This window comes from Photobacterium minamisatsumaniensis (assembly GCF_050336695.1).
GTDB classification, from domain to species: Bacteria; Pseudomonadota; Gammaproteobacteria; order Enterobacterales; family Vibrionaceae; genus Photobacterium; species Photobacterium minamisatsumaniensis.
Genome location: NZ_JAKJSI010000075.1, coordinates 1 through 18,082 on the forward strand (window position 1 = coordinate 1; position 18,082 = coordinate 18,082).

Below are 18,082 nucleotides of genomic sequence, written 5' to 3' on the forward strand. Positions count from 1 at the left end.
AATATAATCATTAAAGTATTCGCTATTTATAAGAAATTGTCGTTTGTTGCTCGTCGAATTAAAGTTTTGTACAAATTGATTGAAAATTTCTTCTGGTTGAATTTGTTCTAACAGTAGATTGCTTGAATTTTGTGTATTTAAAGCATCATTGTTCTCGAATAATGGCTGAAACTTTCTAACCTCTGAGCTTAGAAGGAAATATTCATTGAGTCGTGGTGGAATAACTTTGGCTTCAGTAGACCAAACTTCATCTGCTAGCATCGAATATGCTAGCGCGAGAAGAAATGCTATTGATACGACTAATCCTATTAATAATTTACTTTCCTTAAGCGTCAGATACATATCTTTTATCTCATTACTCTGTGGTATATCACTATCTGTATTTGACATGTTTTCATTTTCAAAATTGTTCAATTGAATTAACCTTTCATAATATTGTAATCATATTAATCTGACACTATTCTACAAAGACTTTTTTTATTTTCTTTATCTTTGCTGTAATGACCCAGATGTTATTTAAAATCATTAAGTACGAAATGAAGCATGCAATAAATAGCCAAAACATTAAATATTCTTCAATATTGGCTAATTCACCATAAATACCAAAGATTGCAAATGCACTTGCTATTGAACAAATGGTAATGAGTGTTTGTACTGAGTTTAACCCAAGTCTCTGGAATACATGATGTAAGTGTTCACGGTCAGGTTTAAATGGAGAATCACCTCTGCGAATTCTCCTGATCATAATAGCAACCATATCCATTAAAGGCACTGCAATTAGCCAAAGTGCAGTTACTGGTCTAAGGGGGGGTTTATGACCACCTTGGCTAGCAAGTAATAGCATCCAAATAACTGTAAACCCTATAATCATGCTACCAGCATCACCCATAAAAACTTTTCTTCTTCTTCCAAAAGCTCCAAGGTTTAACAGGATATAAGGGATTATTGCTACGATAATTATAAGTAAAATGTATCCTAGTGCTGGTCTTCCATCAAAATATAAAATATAAGCCAATGCTCCAAATGTGACAATTGACAGTCCTCCGAGAAGACCATCTATACCATCGACCATGTTGAAAGCATTGATCGCACCAACCACTGCTAATATTGTTATTACGTAGCCAAGGGCTCCAAGTTTGATATGACCAAATCCTAGTAAGTTTCCAAGCGTATTCAGTTCTAGACCAGCAAAGTAGATCATGCATAGCGACAAGGCGCCTTGAAGTAGTAGGCGTAGCTTGAAGTCGACATCAAATTTATCATCAATAGCGCCAACTATGGTGAGTGTCACGATACAAAATATATATAGCCCTGAGTCGTTAAGTAGCTCTGGTCGATAGTAAAGGTATTGTGCTAGACATACGCAAATTGCGATGCCACCAACTAATGGAACTGCACCTTGGTGATGCTTACGGCTGTTGGGTTTGTCGACTAGCCCAATGCGTTTTGCAAATTTTCTTAATAGAAATAGTGCAGTCAATGAAGAAAAAAAGACGAAAAAGAAATCTGCAAACATTGGTAGTACATTGTGGTTATGATGATTTACAAATCATACCAAGATTTTTTGTCTTGAAGAAGTACTACGTAGTATTCATTTGTTTCTATATGAGACGTTGATTTAGTACTCGCACCTCTAGGTGAAATGATGATAGGTGTATTCAACGAACTTGATTTCATATCAGTCACTCGTTCTTTTTTTCGTGATATCACTCGTGCATTGCTTTTGTACTGCTGCTTCTCCGGTTTGCTTTTGTCATTATCCCTTGATTAACTTTTGAGGGTAACGTCGTGCAGATCATTCATCATGGTGCGAGTTCTGGTGTAACAGGTTCCTGTCATGAGCTTCGGTTGGGTCAGTATGGGGTGCTAATTGACTGCGGCCTGTTTCAAGGTGATGAATCTCACCGTTCTTTGAACATTGAATTCCCCACAGAACATATTCAAGCTTTATTGATCACCCACTGTCATATTGATCATATTGGTCGAATACCTTGGCTATTGGCCGCAGGCTTTCGAGGCCCGATTTACGCGACAGAAGCAACTGCTGCCTTGTTACCACTGATGCTTGATGATGGTTTGAAAATTCAGCTTAACCTCAATAGTCAGCAGCGTGCGAGTTTCATCGATTTGGTTAACAGTTTGCTTCGTCCTGTTCCTTACAACGGCCTTGCACCCATCACATTGCCGAATGGGGAGCGAATAGTTGCGTGTTTTAAACCTGCAGGCCATATTTTGGGTTCCGCTTATATTGAACTAGAGCTGCCAAATAACGAAAAGGTGGTGTTTTCTGGTGATTTAGGGCCTTGTAACACGCCTTTATTGGTTGATCCGATCTCGCCAGAGCATGCTGATACTTTAGTGATAGAAAGTACCTATGGTCAAAAACACCACGAGAGTATTTGTGAAAGAAGTCATCGTTTGGAATTACTGATTAAGCGTTCATTACAAGATGGTGGCGTGATCCTCATTCCCGCATTCAGTGTAGGCAGAACCCAAGAGCTCTTATTTGACCTAGAGAATATTATTGCTCAGTTTCCGACTTGTACAAAGCCGCTAAACGCACCGTCTGATCCTCTCCTTTCTTCGCTTAACTGGAAGCGTCTTCCTATTATCCTTGATTCCCCATTAGCTGCTGACATTACCGAGCAGTATGAACTGTTTCAGCGCTTATGGACCAAAGAAGCAAAACAACGCGTGCTTAGTGGTCGGCATCCTTTGTCTTTTTCCCAGTGTATTACGGTTAAAAGTCATCAAGAACACATGGCGTTAGTCAATCGGTTAAAAGTGTCAGGTGAACCTGCAATTGTCGTTGCAGCCAGCGGGATGTGTACTGGTGGTCGTATAATGAATTACCTAGAAGCATTGTTACCCGATGAACGTACTGATGTGTTGATGGTAGGCTACCAAGCTAGGGGGACATTAGGCGCTCAATTAGTACGGGGAAAAGCACGTGTGAACATTAATAATTGCTCTGTTAAGGTCAATGCTAAAATTCACAGTATTTCAGGGTATTCTGCCCATGCAGACAAAGGAGACTTAATTCAATTTGTTGAAAATATTGAAAAAGGACCGTCTCGTATTCATATTGTTCATGGTGATTATCAATCTCAAAAGGCGCTGGCTAAAGAACTAAAGAAAATCAAACCAGACTGTGATATTCGATTGGCTTTTGAGCAATCATTGTAAACTTATGGATTGATCGGTCTTGCATTTCTAATTTTCAATAAAAATGATTTCCTTAATAGTCGCTAAGGTAGTATTTTGTCGGCAGAGAAATTTTTATAGAATTTTATTATTAACATTCTGACTTAACTTTATACCGATATTTTTATCCATTGCGCTGTCGTCAGTTGGTTAGTGAATTAGAGTATTTATGCGTTTATTTTAAGTTGGATAGCTTTCAGTTTCGAGGTTAAGTAATGAAAATTACCGTTGCGGGTACAGGTTATGTAGGGCTTTCAAATGCAGTATTGCTCGCACAGAACAATGAAGTTGTTGCATTGGATATTGTGTCTGAAAAAGTTGAACTGATTAATCAGCGCCTTTCTCCAATTGAGGATAAAGAGATTTCTGAATACTTATCAGAGAAGACGCTTCACCTTACCGCAACCACTGATAAGCAAGCAGCCTACAAAGATGCTGAGTTTGTGATTATTGCGACGCCAACCGATTATGATCCTGTCACCAATTACTTTAATACCTCTTCTGTTGAAGCTGTGATTAAAGATGTTATGGCAATAAATCCAAATGCGGTAATGGTGATTAAGTCAACAGTACCAGTGGGCTATACAGAGCGCGTAAAACAAGAACTTGGCACTGATAACGTTATGTTCTCTCCTGAATTTCTGCGTGAAGGGCGTGCTTTATACGATAATCTTCATCCGTCTCGTATTATCGTGGGCGAGAAGTCTGAACGTGCTGAAGTGTTTGCCACTTTGCTTGCTCAAGGTGCGATCAAAGAAGATATTGACGTTTTATATACCGACTCAACAGAAGCGGAAGCCGTTAAGCTTTTCTCTAATACCTATCTAGCAATGCGTGTAGCTTATTTCAATGAGCTAGATTCTTATGCTGAAGCACATGGTTTAGACAGTCGTCAGATCATTGAAGGCGTTGGCTTAGACCCTCGCATAGGTAGCCATTACAACAATCCGTCGTTTGGTTATGGTGGCTATTGTCTACCAAAAGATACTAAGCAGTTGCTGGCAAATTACCAAGAAGTACCAAACAATATTATTGGTGCGATTGTTGATGCCAACCGTACACGTAAAGATTTTATTGCTGATTCTATTATCGCAAAGAAACCAAAGGTGGTCGGTGTATACCGTCTGATCATGAAAGCGGGTTCCGATAATTTCCGTGCATCGTCAATTCAAGGCATCATGAAACGGGTTAAAGCGAAAGGCATTAAAGTGGTGGTATTTGAACCGGTACTCAAAGAGTCTGAATTCTTCCAGTCGAAAGTGATAGCTGATATCGAAGAGTTTAAGCTGATGTCGGATGTCATTGTTTCAAACCGTATGGTCGAAGAGCTCGAAGATGTTGCTGACAAAGTCTATACCCGTGATTTATTCGGTGCTGACTAAGACTAAGACTAAGACTAAGCTGGCTAATCTACGTTAATTCAGCCTATGATTCTCAAAAAAGCGCAAGGTATATACCTTGCGCTTTTCTTTTTAGCTCAATAGCTTATTAATAAATGCATGTCTATCGGTATGATGGCTCGTGGTTAGTAGCACTTTTCTGTCATACAATTTAGTCAATCCCAACTATAATTACAAACATATCAATAAGAGAGTGTTACTCGCGTAGCTAGGTGTAGTTAGGTGAGTGAATAGTGGGGATGCTTTATGAAAACAACAGTGATTGCGCTGGCTGTACTGGGAATGTTGAGCTTGTCAGCCCATGCGGCCGATACGCCAGCAACGACTTCCTCTTCTTCGACAGCTACGCCTCCTACGACAACGGTGCCTTCTACAACATCAACATCATCAACGACTCAAAGCTCGGTATCAAGTGCTTCTACAGCTGCTGACGCAGGCGCGAAAGGCAAGGCTGCTGGCGTAGACACCGCATTTGCGGCTTCGGCAGGCGGCTTAACCGCAACAGTACTGGCTGTGGGGGTGGCTGCGATTGTGATTGGAGTTGCAGTGTCTGACAGTGGCGGCGGCGATGATCCGGCGCCACCAGTAACAACGGCTGTTGAATGATTTTAATGTTTAAAAAATGAGAGGCTTTTGCCTCTCGTTTTAGTTTCGCTTGATATCAAGCTGCCTTCGCTACAGTGCGTTTAAGAGACATGCTCCGTTTAAGATAGCTGCTTTCCTCTCACCAAACGCCTTACCCACATGCGGCCTGGGTGTAGTGCGTCCAAAACATCATTTGGCAGCGGTAGTGGGTCACCACAGAGCTGCGATGCAAGCAGCTCACCCAGTAATGGGGCTGAACTTAAACCGCGTGAGCCTAAACCCACCATGGCATACAAATTAGGGTAAACCGGCACAGGCTGGGCAGAGTCTTGGTTGTCTCGCAAATCAGCATATTGCGCAATGAGATTGTCGTATTGGCACACGTCCCCCACAAAAGGCAGGTGATCACGGCTCGCGCAACGCACACCAGCACGGGCTTGATGGTCTGACATATCAATATCAGCCGGCCAACTCACGTCCGGCAGGCAGTTTACCAAGCGTTGCTTGTTATTGTTATGCTCATCGTTACTGAAGGTTAAATCAGTACTGCTGCGGCGGTAGCTTGCGCCGATGCAATGCGTGCCGCTAAAGCCACTCTCATTGGTATTAACCGGGGTGAGGTAGCCGTCATAACACAAGACTGTTTTCAATTGGGATAATGCGTCATTGGTAGGGACATGGCTGACCTGCCCACGTACTGAGTAAGCAGGGATGGTTTCAGTTTGTTCAAACTCGGCAAAACGGTGACCATTGGCGACGATCACACACTGGTGCTGATATTGCTTCTGCTGAGTATCGGTCAGGCGCCAGCTTTGGCTTCCTTCATCAGTATCTTCACTCGTGCCTTCATTTCTTTTGCTTTCACTGGATTCGAGTTTGCAAATATCGGTCCGCGTTTTTAGTGTTAAATGGCCAGTTTCAATCGCAAGCTCAAGCAAAGCACGGGTAAGTGCTTGCGGGCACAGCCAACCACCCAGTGGGTAGTTAACGCTGCTATGGCCAGTTGTAACGCCTGTTATTGTTTGGGTCTGCTCGGTATCCAGTTGGCGGATAAGTGCCTCGGGGAAGCCGCCAGACAGCATTTTATCAAGCTTGCTCGTGGCACTCTCACTCCAAGCAAGTTGAGTTACGCCACACCAGCTATGTGCAAATGCCTTCTTGAGTGCTGCTTGCTCGACAAATTGACGGGCATACAAAAAAGCGGGGGCGAAAAAGCGCGACAGGGCATCGTTAGATCCATTAAGTAACGGGTATACCGCGCCTTGGCGGTTGCCCGATGCACCTTCTGCCGGTAACTCATCGGCACAATATATCGTCACATTTACCCCTCGGCGGGCGAGTGATAGTGCCGTTGTGGCAGAGGCAACACCACCACCGATGATTGCAATATCATCATGACTATTCTGCATTAATGCTGGTTGTCTGGCATACCAAGGTTTGGTATTCGTACCATGTTTTCTTTCTACAACACTCCCTGCCAGCATGTCGCGCTTGGTACCAAAGCCTTTGACCTTGCTCATCTCAAAGCCTGCTTCAATCAACCCTCGGCGAACAAAGCCAGCAGCGGTGAAGGTCGCAGTAGTACAGCCGACTCTAGCCAGTTTCGCCATGCCATTGAATAAGTCTTGGTTCCACATCTCTGGGTTTTTACTTGGCGCAAAACCATCAAGGAACCACGTATCAACAATGCCTTGCTCGTTGGTCCATACTTGAGGCATACAGTCTTTGATATCACCAAACCATAAGTCGAGGGTGATCATGCCATCTTCTAGCACAATACGCTGACAGTCTGCGACGGCAGGCGGGTAGTGGGTATGCAGCTGTTCAGCGAATTCAGCAAGTTCTGGCCACGATTCGTGGGCTTTTATCAAATCCGCTTTAGTGACCGGGAATTTTTCAAAGCTGATAAAGTGCAGCTCTTTGGTCGTAGCGTCAGGGTTTGCCTGACGAAAAGCCTTAAACCATTGCCAGACGGCGAGAAAATTCAACCCGGTGCCAAAGCCTGTTTCAGCGACAACAAAGCGGCGACGGTCAAAGTCATGCCATCGCTCAGGTAAGCCGTTTTGTTTTAAGAAGACATAGCGGGTTTCTTCCAGCCCATTGGCATTGGAAAAATAAACATCATCAAAGTCATTAGAAACAGGGGTACCTGAATCATTCCAGTCGAGGACGGCATTGGCAATACGGGCTTGTGACGTATCAGGCCGTTTCGGAGTCATAGACAAGAGAGAAACCTCATAGTTGGTATAACAGTGGCATTGCAACAACTTAGGGGCTTTTGAAACCGGGAATGAGCAGTTGAATGCCATATTTAAACGAAATTACGGGCAATTGTACCTGATCAAAAGGAAAGCTGACCACTTTTGCACAATAAACCCGTTATTATCAATCGCGTTAAATGACAGTAGGAATTCATCATGAAACGAGCCGTAATTACAGGCATGGGTATTGTATCCAGCATTGGCAACAACGTAAAAGAAGTGCTGGAGTCTTTGAAAACGGGCAAATCCGGTATTACTTTCTCTGAACAGTTTGCAGAAAATAAACTGCGAAGCAATGTTTGGGGCGACTTAAAAATGACCCCGTCAGAGCATATCGACCGTAAAAAAATGCGTTTCATGGGCGATGCAGCCGCATTCGCATATTTGTCGATGGAGCAGGCAATTGAAGATTCTGGCTTAACAGAAGACCAAGTTTCAAATGACCGAACTGGCCTTGTGGCGGGTTCAGGTGGCGCATCATCATACAACCAAGTTGCAGCGGTTGATATTTTGCGTGAAAAAGGCGTAAAGCGTGTTGGCCCTTACATGGTGCCGCGTACGATGGCTTCAACGGTCTCTGCTTGTTTGGCAACACCGTTTAAAATTCGCGGTGTGAACTACACCATGAGTTCTGCGTGTGCAACATCGGCACACTGTATTGGCCATGCACTAGAGCTTATCCAGCTTGGCAAGCAAGACGTTGTCTTTGCAGGTGGCGGTGAAGAGCTTGATTGGTCGCTGACCATGATGTTTGATGCCATGGGCGCGTTATCAACTAAAAAGAACGACGATCCGACAAAAGCGTCACGTACTTATGATGCAGACCGTGATGGTTTTGTTATCTCTGGTGGTGGCGGTATGTTGGTTGTTGAAGAGCTTGAACATGCATTGGCTCGTGGCGCGAAAATTTACGGTGAAATCGTAGGTTATGGTGCAACGTCAGATGGCTACGACATGGTTGCGCCATCAGGTGAAGGTGCCGTTCGTTGTATGAAGATGGCGATGCAAAATCTTGAACAGCCGATTGATTACATCAATACACACGGTACATCGACACCTGTTGGTGATGTGAAAGAGCTAGGGGCGATTCAAGAGCTGTTTGGCGATAATAGCCCAGCAATCTCTGCGACCAAGGCGATGACTGGCCATGCATTAGGTGCGGCAGGTGTACACGAAGCGATTTATTCAACCTTGATGCTAGAAAATGGTTTTGTTGCGCCGAGCATTAATATTGAAACACTAGACCCTGCTGCTGAAGGTCTAGATATTGTAACTGAAGCACGAGAGCAAGAGCTGACAACCGTTATGTCGAACAGCTTTGGTTTCGGTGGTACGAATGCAACGCTCGTGATCAAAAAGTACGAAGCGTAAAAAATAAAGTCGCAAGTACTCGCGAAGCGCGAGTACTTGCTGCTGAATACTGCGATTGTGAAAGACTTTTGTCATTTTCCCAGGGGGCGCAGGCGTATGTTTTACCTAAAAGGACTTTTAGCGGAGACTCTTGAAGGTGAACACAATAGCCATTGCCAATGAAACAGACGCGACATCAGCTGCGTAAATAGTATTTTCTTTTGCGGGATCTGTCTATGATCGCAGTCGGTGTTTTTATTGCCTGGATGTAGCCCGACAGCATTTGTCGGGTTTTTTATTTTTTCTCGTACCTTTTTACACGTTTCCCTCTAGGCTTGACACGGCCGTTATGTTTATTAATCCTACTCTCACGATTCTTTCCTGTTTCTGATACAGATCCACATTGATTTTATATTCAGGTAACAAGGCTTTACTTTTTTAGGAATACGCCATGAAAATTCTCATTGATGAGAACATGCCTTATGCCGCTGATTTATTTGGTCAGCTAGGCGAAGTGATCAGCAAGTCGGGCCGTAGCTTAACCGCTGATGATTTAGTGGATATTGATGCACTGATGATCCGCTCTGTGACGAAGGTCAATGCGGCATTATTAGCGAAGGCCAACAAGCTGAAATTTGTCGGAACGGCAACGGCAGGGCAAGATCATGTCGATGATAGGTTATTGGCCGAAAAAGGGATCACATTCACGGCGGCACCGGGCTGTAACAAAGTTGGTGTTGCTGAATATGTGCTCAGCAGCCTGATGGTACTAGGTCAGCAGCAAGGCTTTTCCATTTTCGATAAAACCATTGGTATTATTGGGGCTGGCAATGTCGGTAGCTATTTAGCCAAATGCCTTGATGCGCTGGGTATCCGTTATTTGCTCAATGACCCGATAAAGCAAGCTGAAGGCGACACCCGAGAATTTGAGTCTGTTGAATCGATTTTACAACAGTGCGATGTGATCACCTTACATACGCCAATTAGCCGTGCTGGCGAATATCCCACCCACCACCTTGTGGATGAAGGCTTTCTCTCTGCGATGTTGCCAAACAGTATCTTGATTAATGCTGCTCGTGGGCCGATTGTTGATAACCAAGCATTAAAGCGAGCGCTTCAACAAAGCCAACAAGGCGCAGGCAAGTTGCTGACTGCGGTACTGGATGTGTTTGAGCAAGAGCCTCTGGTTGATCTCGAACTATTACCTTTGCTTGCTTTTGCCACGCCGCATGTCGCAGGCTATGGCCTTGAAGGTAAGGCACGCGGTACAACAATGGTGTATAACCGCTATTGTGAATTTTTAGGACTGGATAAACAGGTGTCGGCAGCCAGCCTATTACCTATAGCCCCTGTTCCCTATGTCGCTTTGAGTAAGCAATGGGATGAGGCTGACCTATTTGGTTTGATTCAGCTAATTTATGATGTACGCCGAGATGATGCGCTATTTCGACGTAAAATCGGGCAAACAGCAGATGCTAGCGAGCAAATGGCCTCAGCATTTGACCAGTTGCGTAAAAATTACTGGGATCGACGCGAATATAGTGCAATTACGGTAGCGGGCGAGGCCCATTTTGGGGTAGAGTCGCTGGCTAAATTAGGTTTTACAGTAGAGGAAAGGCCATGAGCCAGGAATTTGATATTGCAGTACTCGGTGCAACCGGCGCTGTTGGCGAAGCCATTGTTGAAGTACTAGAAGCGCGCAATTTTCCTGTTCGTAATCTTTATTTGCTTGCTTCAGAGCGCAGTGCAGGTAAAACCGTGCTCTATAAAGGCAAGAATGTACGTGTTACCAACGTAGAAGAGTTTGACTGGGGACAGGTACAACTTGCTATTTTCTCTGCTGGTGCTCAAGCGTCAGATCACTGGGCGCCTATTGCTGCCGATCAGGGCGTGATCGTTATTGATAATACGTCACGCTTCCGCTATGAACACGATGTGCCTTTGGTTGTGCCAGAAGTGAACCCACACGCATTGGCGGATTATCGTAACCGTAACATCATTGCCAATCCGAACTGTTCAACAATCCAAATGCTGGTGGCGTTGAAGCCTATTCATGAAGCATACGGTATTGAGCGTATTAATGTGGCGACCTACCAGTCTGTATCAGGCTCTGGTAAAAAAGGTGTTGCTGAACTGGCAGGCCAAACTGCGAAGTTGTTAAATGGCCTACCTGCGGAAAACAAAGCCTACGATAAGCAAATTGCATTCAACTGCTTGCCACATATCGATGAGTTTATGGATAACGGCTACACCAAAGAAGAAATGAAAATGGTGTGGGAAACCCAGAAAATTTTGGGTGATGAGAATATCCGAGTTAACCCAACTTGTGTGCGCGTACCGGTATTCTATGGCCATGCTGAAGCAGTACACGTTGAAACATGTCAGCCTGTGCATGTGGAAGAAGCGATCAGCTTGTTAGAAAACGCTGAAGGTATTGAAGTCTTCCACGGTAATGACTACCCAACTCAAGTGAGTGATGCGACGGGTAAAGACCATGTTATGGTTGCCCGTATTCGTGAAGATATCAGCCATCCATGTGGCTTGAATATGTGGGTAGTGGCAGACAACGTACGTAAAGGTGCTGCAACCAACAGTGTTCAAATTGCAGAAACGTTAATCGCAGAATATCTATAAGCGATTTCAGTGACGTAAATTGAAAAATAAACGAGAACCTTATGGTTCTCGTTTTTGTTTCTGTGTTGCAATTTATCATCGAGTTCAATTGCTTATTGTGAGGAAGCATTTCTAACCACGATTTCTGAACACCCCTCACAAACTTGCTCTTAAGTTTATTGCTGATAGGCCGATAACCATTATTCTTGTATCATGCGTATTCAGGGCTCATTCCCCCTAAAATCAAACGAGATCAGCACGAATGCAGGTGATTAACCCGCAGGAGAACTCAAAAGCTTATCTCGATTGATATTATTATGAATGATTATTATTTTGTTCTGCCAAAGAGGACTACGGGCAGTGTCTGACTTATCGACTATGATTAAACGCCTTATTTTACCGGTTTTTCTCACCACCGCTATTCAACTACCGGTACAGGCGAATACGGTTCGTATTCTTGGCCCATCACCTGAGCTGCAAACCAATGCTGCCTCTGTGGCTCCATCAAATGATGCAGGGCAAACGACGTCTACCCGTCGCTATGGGCCAACCACCAATAACGAAACATTATGGTCAATCGCGTCACGTAACCGTCCGACAACACAAGTCTCGGTCTATCAGGTGATTGGGGCGATTTACCGGGCAAACCCGCAGGCATTTGAAAACAATAACATCCATGGTTTAACGCCGGGCAGTGTGTTGAACATGCCGTCATTAAGCCAGATCCGTAGCGAAAATACCGATGCCGTCAAGCTGCAACTTGAAGCGGACCAAGGCCGCTCTGTTGTACGTCGAGCTTCTTCGAACCCTGCGCCCAAAGCGGCACCCCAAACCGCCCCGAAGGTTGAACGTGCTGCTGTGGCTCCCGAGCCAACAGTTGTTGCCGAACTGGTGCCTCAGCTTGAAAAAGCGCAAGTAGTAGCAATCAATGCGCCAAAGGCTGCCACTGACGAAGTCAGTCCAGCGAAGCCTGTATTGATCCCTGCAAAACCTATTGCGCTACAAAATCAGCTTGATGCTTCCGATGAACAAATGACAAAGCTGCTAGAAAGTAATCATTTGTTGCGTGTGCGTTTAGCTGAAATGCAGCACGAAATGGCGGCATTAAAAGATCAAATCAGTGACGATGAGGTCTTACGAGAGCAAATTAAAGACTTTATTGTACAGCAGCGAGCACAAACACAATCTACTGCTGTGCCACAGCCATCTCTGTTTGATCGAATGATCGATAACCCATGGATTCTGGCGTCAATGGCTCTGATCCCGGGCTCGCTGATTGCGGGTTTATTAGCCTACTTCTTATTCGGTCGTCGGAAAGAAGAAATTGATGATGTGAAATCATTGGATGCGCCAGAGCCAGTCGCGGATTCTGCTAGGGTTGCGCCACCTGTTGCTGCAACGGATGAGGCAATGCCTGATCTGGCACTCAGCGATGATGATGATTTTGGCGATTTGTTTTCATCTGACAATGACTCATTGTTTGATGATCCTGAATCCAGCTTGTTTTCAAATGATGAAAATGCAACATCGAGTGGTGATGAGTTTGAAATCGACAGCGGACTTGGCCCAAGCAGTATATCTGTAAAAGGTGATGATCAAGCGATAGGGCTTCAGGATATGGAGCGCGCGCTGGACGAAATTGAACAGAAATCAGAGCCAAGTTCTGATGAAATGTTGGCGGCGATGTGGGAACAATCGTTGCAAACTGACGATGATGAAGACAGTTTCGACCTTTCTGATGGTAACGATGATTTTGCCCTTGAGAATGAACTCGATGATCAGGGCATTGAAGATGGATTGCTTGATCAGTCTTTACTTGATGATTTGCTATCAGAAGTTGAGCAGGAAGATAAACGTAATGACAACCGTGCGGAACCTGAGGTTAGCAAAGAGGTTGAACCTGAACAGCTGGTTGGTCAGTCTGAGTTAGATTCATTGTTTGATAGCGTTAGCTCAGAGACATTGGCACAAGACTCTGCTGTCGATCAAGCACTGGCAGATGCCGAGATGTTGACGGGTTCAGGTACAGATCTTGATAGCGCTGCAGACTTTGACAATGTTGATTTACAAGATATTGATGAACTTTTGGCGAGCGAAGCTCAGCAGTCCTCTGAAACGCCGGCATCTCAAGTTATGTCTCAAGATGATATTGAGTCTATTTTTGATGAAAATAGCACCTCTTTACTTGATGAGATGCTTGAGGATGACGGTGATGACTTAAGCGCAGAGATTGAGCTTGAAGAAGACAGCACGGCTTTATTAGATGAGCTGTTAGCTGGTGATGAAGATGAAGGGGATGCGCTTGATACCGATCTTGTCATCGATGAAAACAGCATTGCATTACTTGACGAGCTGGTGGCTGACTTAGATGAACCCTCAACGCCGTCGGTTGAAGAGGCGCAGCCATTAAGTTTCGAGGACGATGAGTTAGAGCCGGTTGTCGATCTCAATGATATTGAAGTGGAGCCGAGCAGTACAGAATTACTGGATGATATCTTAGCGCAACATAGTGGTGAATCAACGCCTTATGAGGCTAACCTGCCAGAGCCAGAGCCAGAGCCAGAGCCAGAGCCAGAGCCAGAGCCAGAGCCAGAGCCAGAGCCAGAGCCAGAGCCAGAGCCAGAGCCAGAGCCAGAGCCACCGCCAACGGAAGCCCCTGCGTTAAATGAACAACAAGAGACCGCGGCTAGTGATGAAACAGATGTCGATGTTGACCTAGATTTTGATGAGCTAATCGCCGATGTTGAAGGCATTTTGTCATCAGACTCTGTAGAGGATGCAGATGAAATTGAGACAATTGGCAAGACAGTCGATGAGTTGCTCGAATCCATTGAGAATACCAGTGCTATCGATGACACGGCCGCAGAGCCTATTGATGAACTAGACACCATGCTTGCCGCTGACGATGTAGCTGAAATGGCCATCTCAGAAGCTCCGCTATCTGAAGTCGCAACAGCAGAAGCACCGCTATCAGAAGCACTATTATCAGAAACAGCAATATCAGAGGCCGCAACACCAGAAGCACTACTATCAGAAGCGACAATGCCAGAGCCGTCAGTCTCGGAGGCGCTAGTATCAGAAGCTGCAACGCCAGTGGTTGATGCTACTGAGCCTGGGCAGGTTGATGAGCATACTGATATTAACGCGATTTTATCGGGTGACGGTTATCAAGATTTCCCAATATTTGATGAAGAAACAGCGTTAGCAGAAGCTGACATGTTGGAAAATTTATTCCAAGAAGATGCAGAACGTCAAAATCGCTCAGATTTAAAGACAGACACTCAAAGTGCTACTGAGGATGAGCAACCGTTAACATTGGATGATTTACCTGAATTCGATGAAGACGCGGCATTGTTCGACCCTGAAGCGGATGTGGTGATAGAGGAAGGTCCCGGTCCAGACCTTAGTGAAGATGAAGAGCAAGCTGTACTTGATAACATTGTTAAACACCTACAGTTAGCAGCAGAAGCTGCTGAAAGCCCTCAGCTGGAAGTACAGGACGTTCAAGACACATCAGCAGTGCCTGAGCAGCCGCAGCAACCAGAACATCATGAAGGAGTGGCTAGCCACTCAATGCACGGTGAACCCGATATTGCTTTTGAGCCGTTAGACCCATCAATGCTGCCTGAATTCGGTGAAGATGATGCACTACAAGCATCATTTGATGAACAGCACGAACTGGAACAGTATGAAGTTGAACAAAGGTTAAAACCTCAAGCGGCAGAAGTGCCTGTGTTTGATGAGCAACCGCTACCCATGGAAACGCCGGAACAGACGCTGGTGGACTCAGCGGGTTTGGATATGGACGCGTTGCTTTCTGACCCGCAAAACACGCTAACCAGCGAGGATGAGCGTGAGCAGCTGCTAGCCATGCCAGAATCTAATGCGGCGACGTCATTGGATGTTAGCGATGACATGACCGCTGAAGATTCTGAGATTTGGGCAACAAGTAATCCTGAACCTGAATTGGCTGTTGAAGATTGGGCGGATCAGCCGCAAGTGCAAGATGATGAAATCGATGCGCTTGATACGGATGTACTGCTTAACGATGCGGCTGATTTGGATGAGGTAAGCTTTGAAGAAGAGTTTGATGAGGCCGGTAGTGAGCTGATCACCGAAGAATCTCTTCCGGTAAATGTGCCTGTAAGTGAACAGCAGAATCACGCTTCAATAGCGCCTGAATCTTACATCAGTATTGATGAGCTAATGAAAGATTTAGATGCACAAGAGGCGAGTGAAGAGATTGATGAAACCCCGCTGAACTTAGAGGTTGGTTTGGATGAGTTCCCAGATGTTTTATCTGACATTGATCGTTATGATGTTGATAGTCATGGTGAATACGCGAGCAAACTGGACCTCGCTAAAGCGTACCTAGAAATGAACGATCAGGAAGGCGCTATGGGCTTGTTAGAAGAGGTTGCTGCTCGCGGAGATACAAGCAGCCAACATGAAGCACAGGCATTACTCACCAAGCTACAGGGCAAATAGCGCCCTATTTACTGCGTATATTCTCATGCGCTTTCAATGCTGACGAACGAAAGGCACCTTCATTAATTGAAGGTGCTTTTTTTTTTGAGGTATACTACACCGCTAGCCGGTATTTAGTCCTTTAGTTTGATAAGTGCTAAATAGAGGCAGTTTGGGTTTATCCCCACTTTTTAGGCTTCATGCTTTAATCCACAGGTAAGAACGAAGTAAATTATGCGAATAGCTTTAGGTATCGAGTACGATGGCGCCAAATACCATGGTTGGCAGCGTCAGAATGATGTAGTCAGTGTGCAGGGGTGTTTAGAAAAATCCCTGTCTAAAATTGCAAACCAGCCGATTGAAGTGATCTGTGCAGGTCGTACTGATGCAGGTGTTCACGGCACGGGTCAGGTAGTTCACTTTGATATTGATGTTGACCGTAAAATGGCGGCATGGACAATGGGCGTGAATACCCATTTACCTAAAGATATTGCAGTACGTTGGGCGAAAGAAGTTGATGATGAATTTCATGCACGCTTTAGTGCCACTGCGCGTCGTTATCGTTATATTATCAATAACAATGCACTACGCCCTGCTATTTTAAGTGCTGGGGTGAGCCACTATCATGGTGAGCTTGATGAAAAAGCAATGCATGAAGCGGGTCAGTATTTATTAGGTGAGAATGACTTCACGTCTTTCCGCGCAATGCAATGCCAATCACGCAGCCCATGGCGTAAGTTGATGCATTTGAATGTGTCGCGCCAAGGTGACTTTGTTATTATTGACGTTAAAGCCAGTGCATTTGTTCACCATATGGTGAGAAATATTGCTGGCAGCCTAATTAAGGTTGGACGTGGTGAGCAAAAGCCTGAGTGGATTCAATGGCTGTTAGAGCAGAAGGACCGTAGACTTGCTGGTACCACGGCAAAAGCGGAAGGTTTGTATTTGGTTGATGTCGATTATCCAGAAAAATATGCGTTACCAAGATCAACTCTTGGGCCTCTTTTTCTCAAGGATTAACTTGTAGTACCAGTTTTTTATCTACAGACTGACGACTTTGTGCTTTAATTCCACCTTGGTAAATTAACGAATTTGTAATTCTCTGCTACAAACGCTTGTAATGAGTCGCTTATAGGGTAGGGAAATAAGAAGATGAAAGGTCATTCATGAGCTGGCTGGAAAAGATCCTTACAAAAAGCAATATTGTTTCTTCTCGCAAAGCGTCTATCCCTGAAGGGGTATGGACCAAATGTACTTCCTGCGAACAAGTGCTTTATCACGCAGATCTAGAACGTAACTTTGAAGTCTGCCCTAAATGTGATCATCACATGCGCATGAAAGCGCGTCGTCGTCTAGAAACATTTTTGGACGCAGATGGTCAAGTTGAGATTGCTGCAGAGCTTGAGCCGAAAGATAAGCTGAAGTTCCGTGATTCAAAAAAATACAAAGATCGCATTTCTGCTGCACAAAAAAACAGCGGCGAAAAAGATGCCTTAGTGGTAATGAAAGGTTCCTTACTTGAACAACCGCTTGTCGCTTGTGCGTTTGAGTTTTCTTTCATGGGCGGTTCAATGGGCTCTGTGGTTGGAGCTAAATTTGTTCGTGCTGTGGACGAGGCAATTGCGAATAATTGTGCATTGGTTTGTTTCTCTGCAAGTGGTGGCGCACGAATGCAAGAAGCTCTAATGTCGCTTATGCAGATGGCGAAAACCAGTGCTGCACTTGAACGTTTGTCAGATAAAGGCTTACCGTTTATTTCAGTCTTAACAGACCCAACAATGGGTGGTGTTTCTGCGAGCCTTGCGATGCTTGGTGACATTAACATTGGTGAGCCAAAAGCATTAATCGGTTTTGCCGGTCAGCGTGTTATTGAGCAGACGGTACGTGAGAAGCTGCCAGAAGGCTTCCAACGTAGTGAGTTCTTGCTTGAGCACGGTGCGATTGACATGATCGTCGATCGCCGTGAAATGCGTCAACGCATCGGTGGCATCATTGCTAAGCTAATGCAGGTTGACTCGCCTATGGTTGTGCCAGTCGTAGCACCAACTGAAACAAAAGTTGACGAAGAAGAGGTCAAGAATACCGAAGAGTAACTCTTCACCGGTATTGATGCACTTTTAAGTTAAATCAAACGGGGCCAAGTGCCCCGTTTGTTGTTTTTGCCTTTCATAACAATTGTCTGCTCAGGTTGCTTTGGTATTC

General features: G+C 44.9%; 12 protein-coding genes. 9 read left to right on the forward strand and 3 right to left on the reverse strand.

Annotated features, from left to right (window positions below; genetic code table 11):
• The coding region (locus L4D78_RS27445; protein WP_428469855.1) for a Wzz/FepE/Etk N-terminal domain-containing protein at window positions 1-414 on the reverse strand (414 nt) is incomplete at its 3' end.
• 43 nt (window positions 415-457) lie between these two features.
• On the reverse strand, window positions 458-1,516 hold the full coding sequence (gene wecA / locus L4D78_RS27450) for a UDP-N-acetylglucosamine--undecaprenyl-phosphate N-acetylglucosaminephosphotransferase (protein ID WP_428469856.1): 1,059 nt from the start codon (window positions 1,514-1,516) through the stop codon (window positions 458-460).
• A gap of 272 nt (window positions 1,517-1,788) precedes the next feature.
• Here wecA and L4D78_RS27455 point away from each other — a divergent pair, with 272 nt between their 5' ends.
• The 3 genes from L4D78_RS27455 to L4D78_RS27465 all read left to right on the forward strand — a co-directional run bounded on the left by L4D78_RS27455 (window position 1,789) and on the right by L4D78_RS27465 (window position 5,210).
• The gene (locus L4D78_RS27455; RefSeq protein WP_428469857.1) at window positions 1,789-3,186 is read left to right on the forward strand and encodes an MBL fold metallo-hydrolase RNA specificity domain-containing protein; all 1,398 of its coding nucleotides are present in this window, start codon (window positions 1,789-1,791) and stop codon (window positions 3,184-3,186) included.
• Between the two features lie 233 nt (window positions 3,187-3,419).
• Window positions 3,420-4,586, forward strand: a complete 1,167-nt coding sequence (locus L4D78_RS27460) for a nucleotide sugar dehydrogenase (protein WP_428469858.1) — start codon at window positions 3,420-3,422, stop codon at window positions 4,584-4,586.
• A gap of 264 nt (window positions 4,587-4,850) precedes the next feature.
• Window positions 4,851-5,210 (forward strand): hypothetical protein, encoded by a 360-nt coding sequence (locus tag L4D78_RS27465; RefSeq protein WP_428469859.1) that lies wholly within the window; start codon window positions 4,851-4,853, stop codon window positions 5,208-5,210.
• A gap of 98 nt (window positions 5,211-5,308) precedes the next feature.
• Here L4D78_RS27465 and mnmC read toward each other — a convergent pair whose 3' ends face one another.
• Entirely contained in the window at window positions 5,309-7,408 is a 2,100-nt protein-coding gene (gene mnmC / locus L4D78_RS27470) for a bifunctional tRNA (5-methylaminomethyl-2-thiouridine)(34)-methyltransferase MnmC2/FAD-dependent 5-carboxymethylaminomethyl-2-thiouridine(34) oxidoreductase MnmC1 (RefSeq protein WP_428469860.1), read from the reverse strand.
• A gap of 198 nt (window positions 7,409-7,606) precedes the next feature.
• On the opposite strand from mnmC, the gene fabB reads away from it, so the two are divergent.
• The 6 genes from fabB (at window position 7,607) to accD (ending at window position 17,973) form a co-directional block, all read left to right on the forward strand.
• On the forward strand, window positions 7,607-8,821 hold the full coding sequence (gene fabB / locus L4D78_RS27475) for a beta-ketoacyl-ACP synthase I (protein WP_428469861.1): 1,215 nt from the start codon (window positions 7,607-7,609) through the stop codon (window positions 8,819-8,821).
• Window positions 8,822-9,251: 430 nt separating this feature from the next.
• Window positions 9,252-10,424, forward strand: a complete 1,173-nt coding sequence (locus L4D78_RS27480) for a 4-phosphoerythronate dehydrogenase (protein WP_428469862.1) — start codon at window positions 9,252-9,254, stop codon at window positions 10,422-10,424.
• The gene (locus L4D78_RS27485; protein ID WP_428469863.1) at window positions 10,421-11,434 is read left to right on the forward strand and encodes an aspartate-semialdehyde dehydrogenase; all 1,014 of its coding nucleotides are present in this window, start codon (window positions 10,421-10,423) and stop codon (window positions 11,432-11,434) included. Before L4D78_RS27480 ends, L4D78_RS27485 begins: the two co-directional genes overlap by 4 nt.
• Before the next feature lie 339 nt (window positions 11,435-11,773).
• Complete coding sequence (locus L4D78_RS27490; protein ID WP_428469864.1) at window positions 11,774-15,901, forward strand: FimV/HubP family polar landmark protein; 4,128 nt, start codon at window positions 11,774-11,776, stop codon at window positions 15,899-15,901.
• Window positions 15,902-16,114: 213 nt separating this feature from the next.
• Window positions 16,115-16,900, forward strand: a complete 786-nt coding sequence (gene truA, locus L4D78_RS27495) for a tRNA pseudouridine(38-40) synthase TruA (protein WP_428469865.1) — start codon at window positions 16,115-16,117, stop codon at window positions 16,898-16,900.
• 146 nt (window positions 16,901-17,046) lie between these two features.
• A complete protein-coding gene (gene accD / locus L4D78_RS27500) occupies window positions 17,047-17,973 on the forward strand; it encodes an acetyl-CoA carboxylase, carboxyltransferase subunit beta (RefSeq protein WP_428469866.1) in 927 nt (308 codons plus the stop codon).
• The last annotated feature ends 109 nt before the right edge of the window (window positions 17,974-18,082 follow it).

Excerpts from the sequence above, each read along its gene's own strand:
- fabB (WP_428469861.1), top strand. The coding sequence starts at position 7,607 with ATGAAACGAGCCGTAATTACAGGCATGGGTATTGTATCCAGCATTGGC.
- L4D78_RS27460 (WP_428469858.1), top strand. The coding sequence starts at position 3,420 with ATGAAAATTACCGTTGCGGGTACAGGTTATGTAGGGCTTTCAAATGCA.
- L4D78_RS27485 (WP_428469863.1), top strand. The coding sequence starts at position 10,421 with ATGAGCCAGGAATTTGATATTGCAGTACTCGGTGCAACCGGCGCTGTT.
- L4D78_RS27465 (WP_428469859.1), top strand. The coding sequence starts at position 4,851 with ATGAAAACAACAGTGATTGCGCTGGCTGTACTGGGAATGTTGAGCTTG.
- mnmC (WP_428469860.1), bottom strand. The coding sequence starts at position 7,408 with ATGACTCCGAAACGGCCTGATACGTCACAAGCCCGTATTGCCAATGCC.
- accD (WP_428469866.1), top strand. The coding sequence starts at position 17,047 with ATGAGCTGGCTGGAAAAGATCCTTACAAAAAGCAATATTGTTTCTTCT.
- L4D78_RS27480 (WP_428469862.1), top strand. The coding sequence starts at position 9,252 with ATGAAAATTCTCATTGATGAGAACATGCCTTATGCCGCTGATTTATTT.
- truA (WP_428469865.1), top strand. The coding sequence starts at position 16,115 with ATGCGAATAGCTTTAGGTATCGAGTACGATGGCGCCAAATACCATGGT.
- wecA (WP_428469856.1), bottom strand. The coding sequence starts at position 1,516 with ATGTTTGCAGATTTCTTTTTCGTCTTTTTTTCTTCATTGACTGCACTA.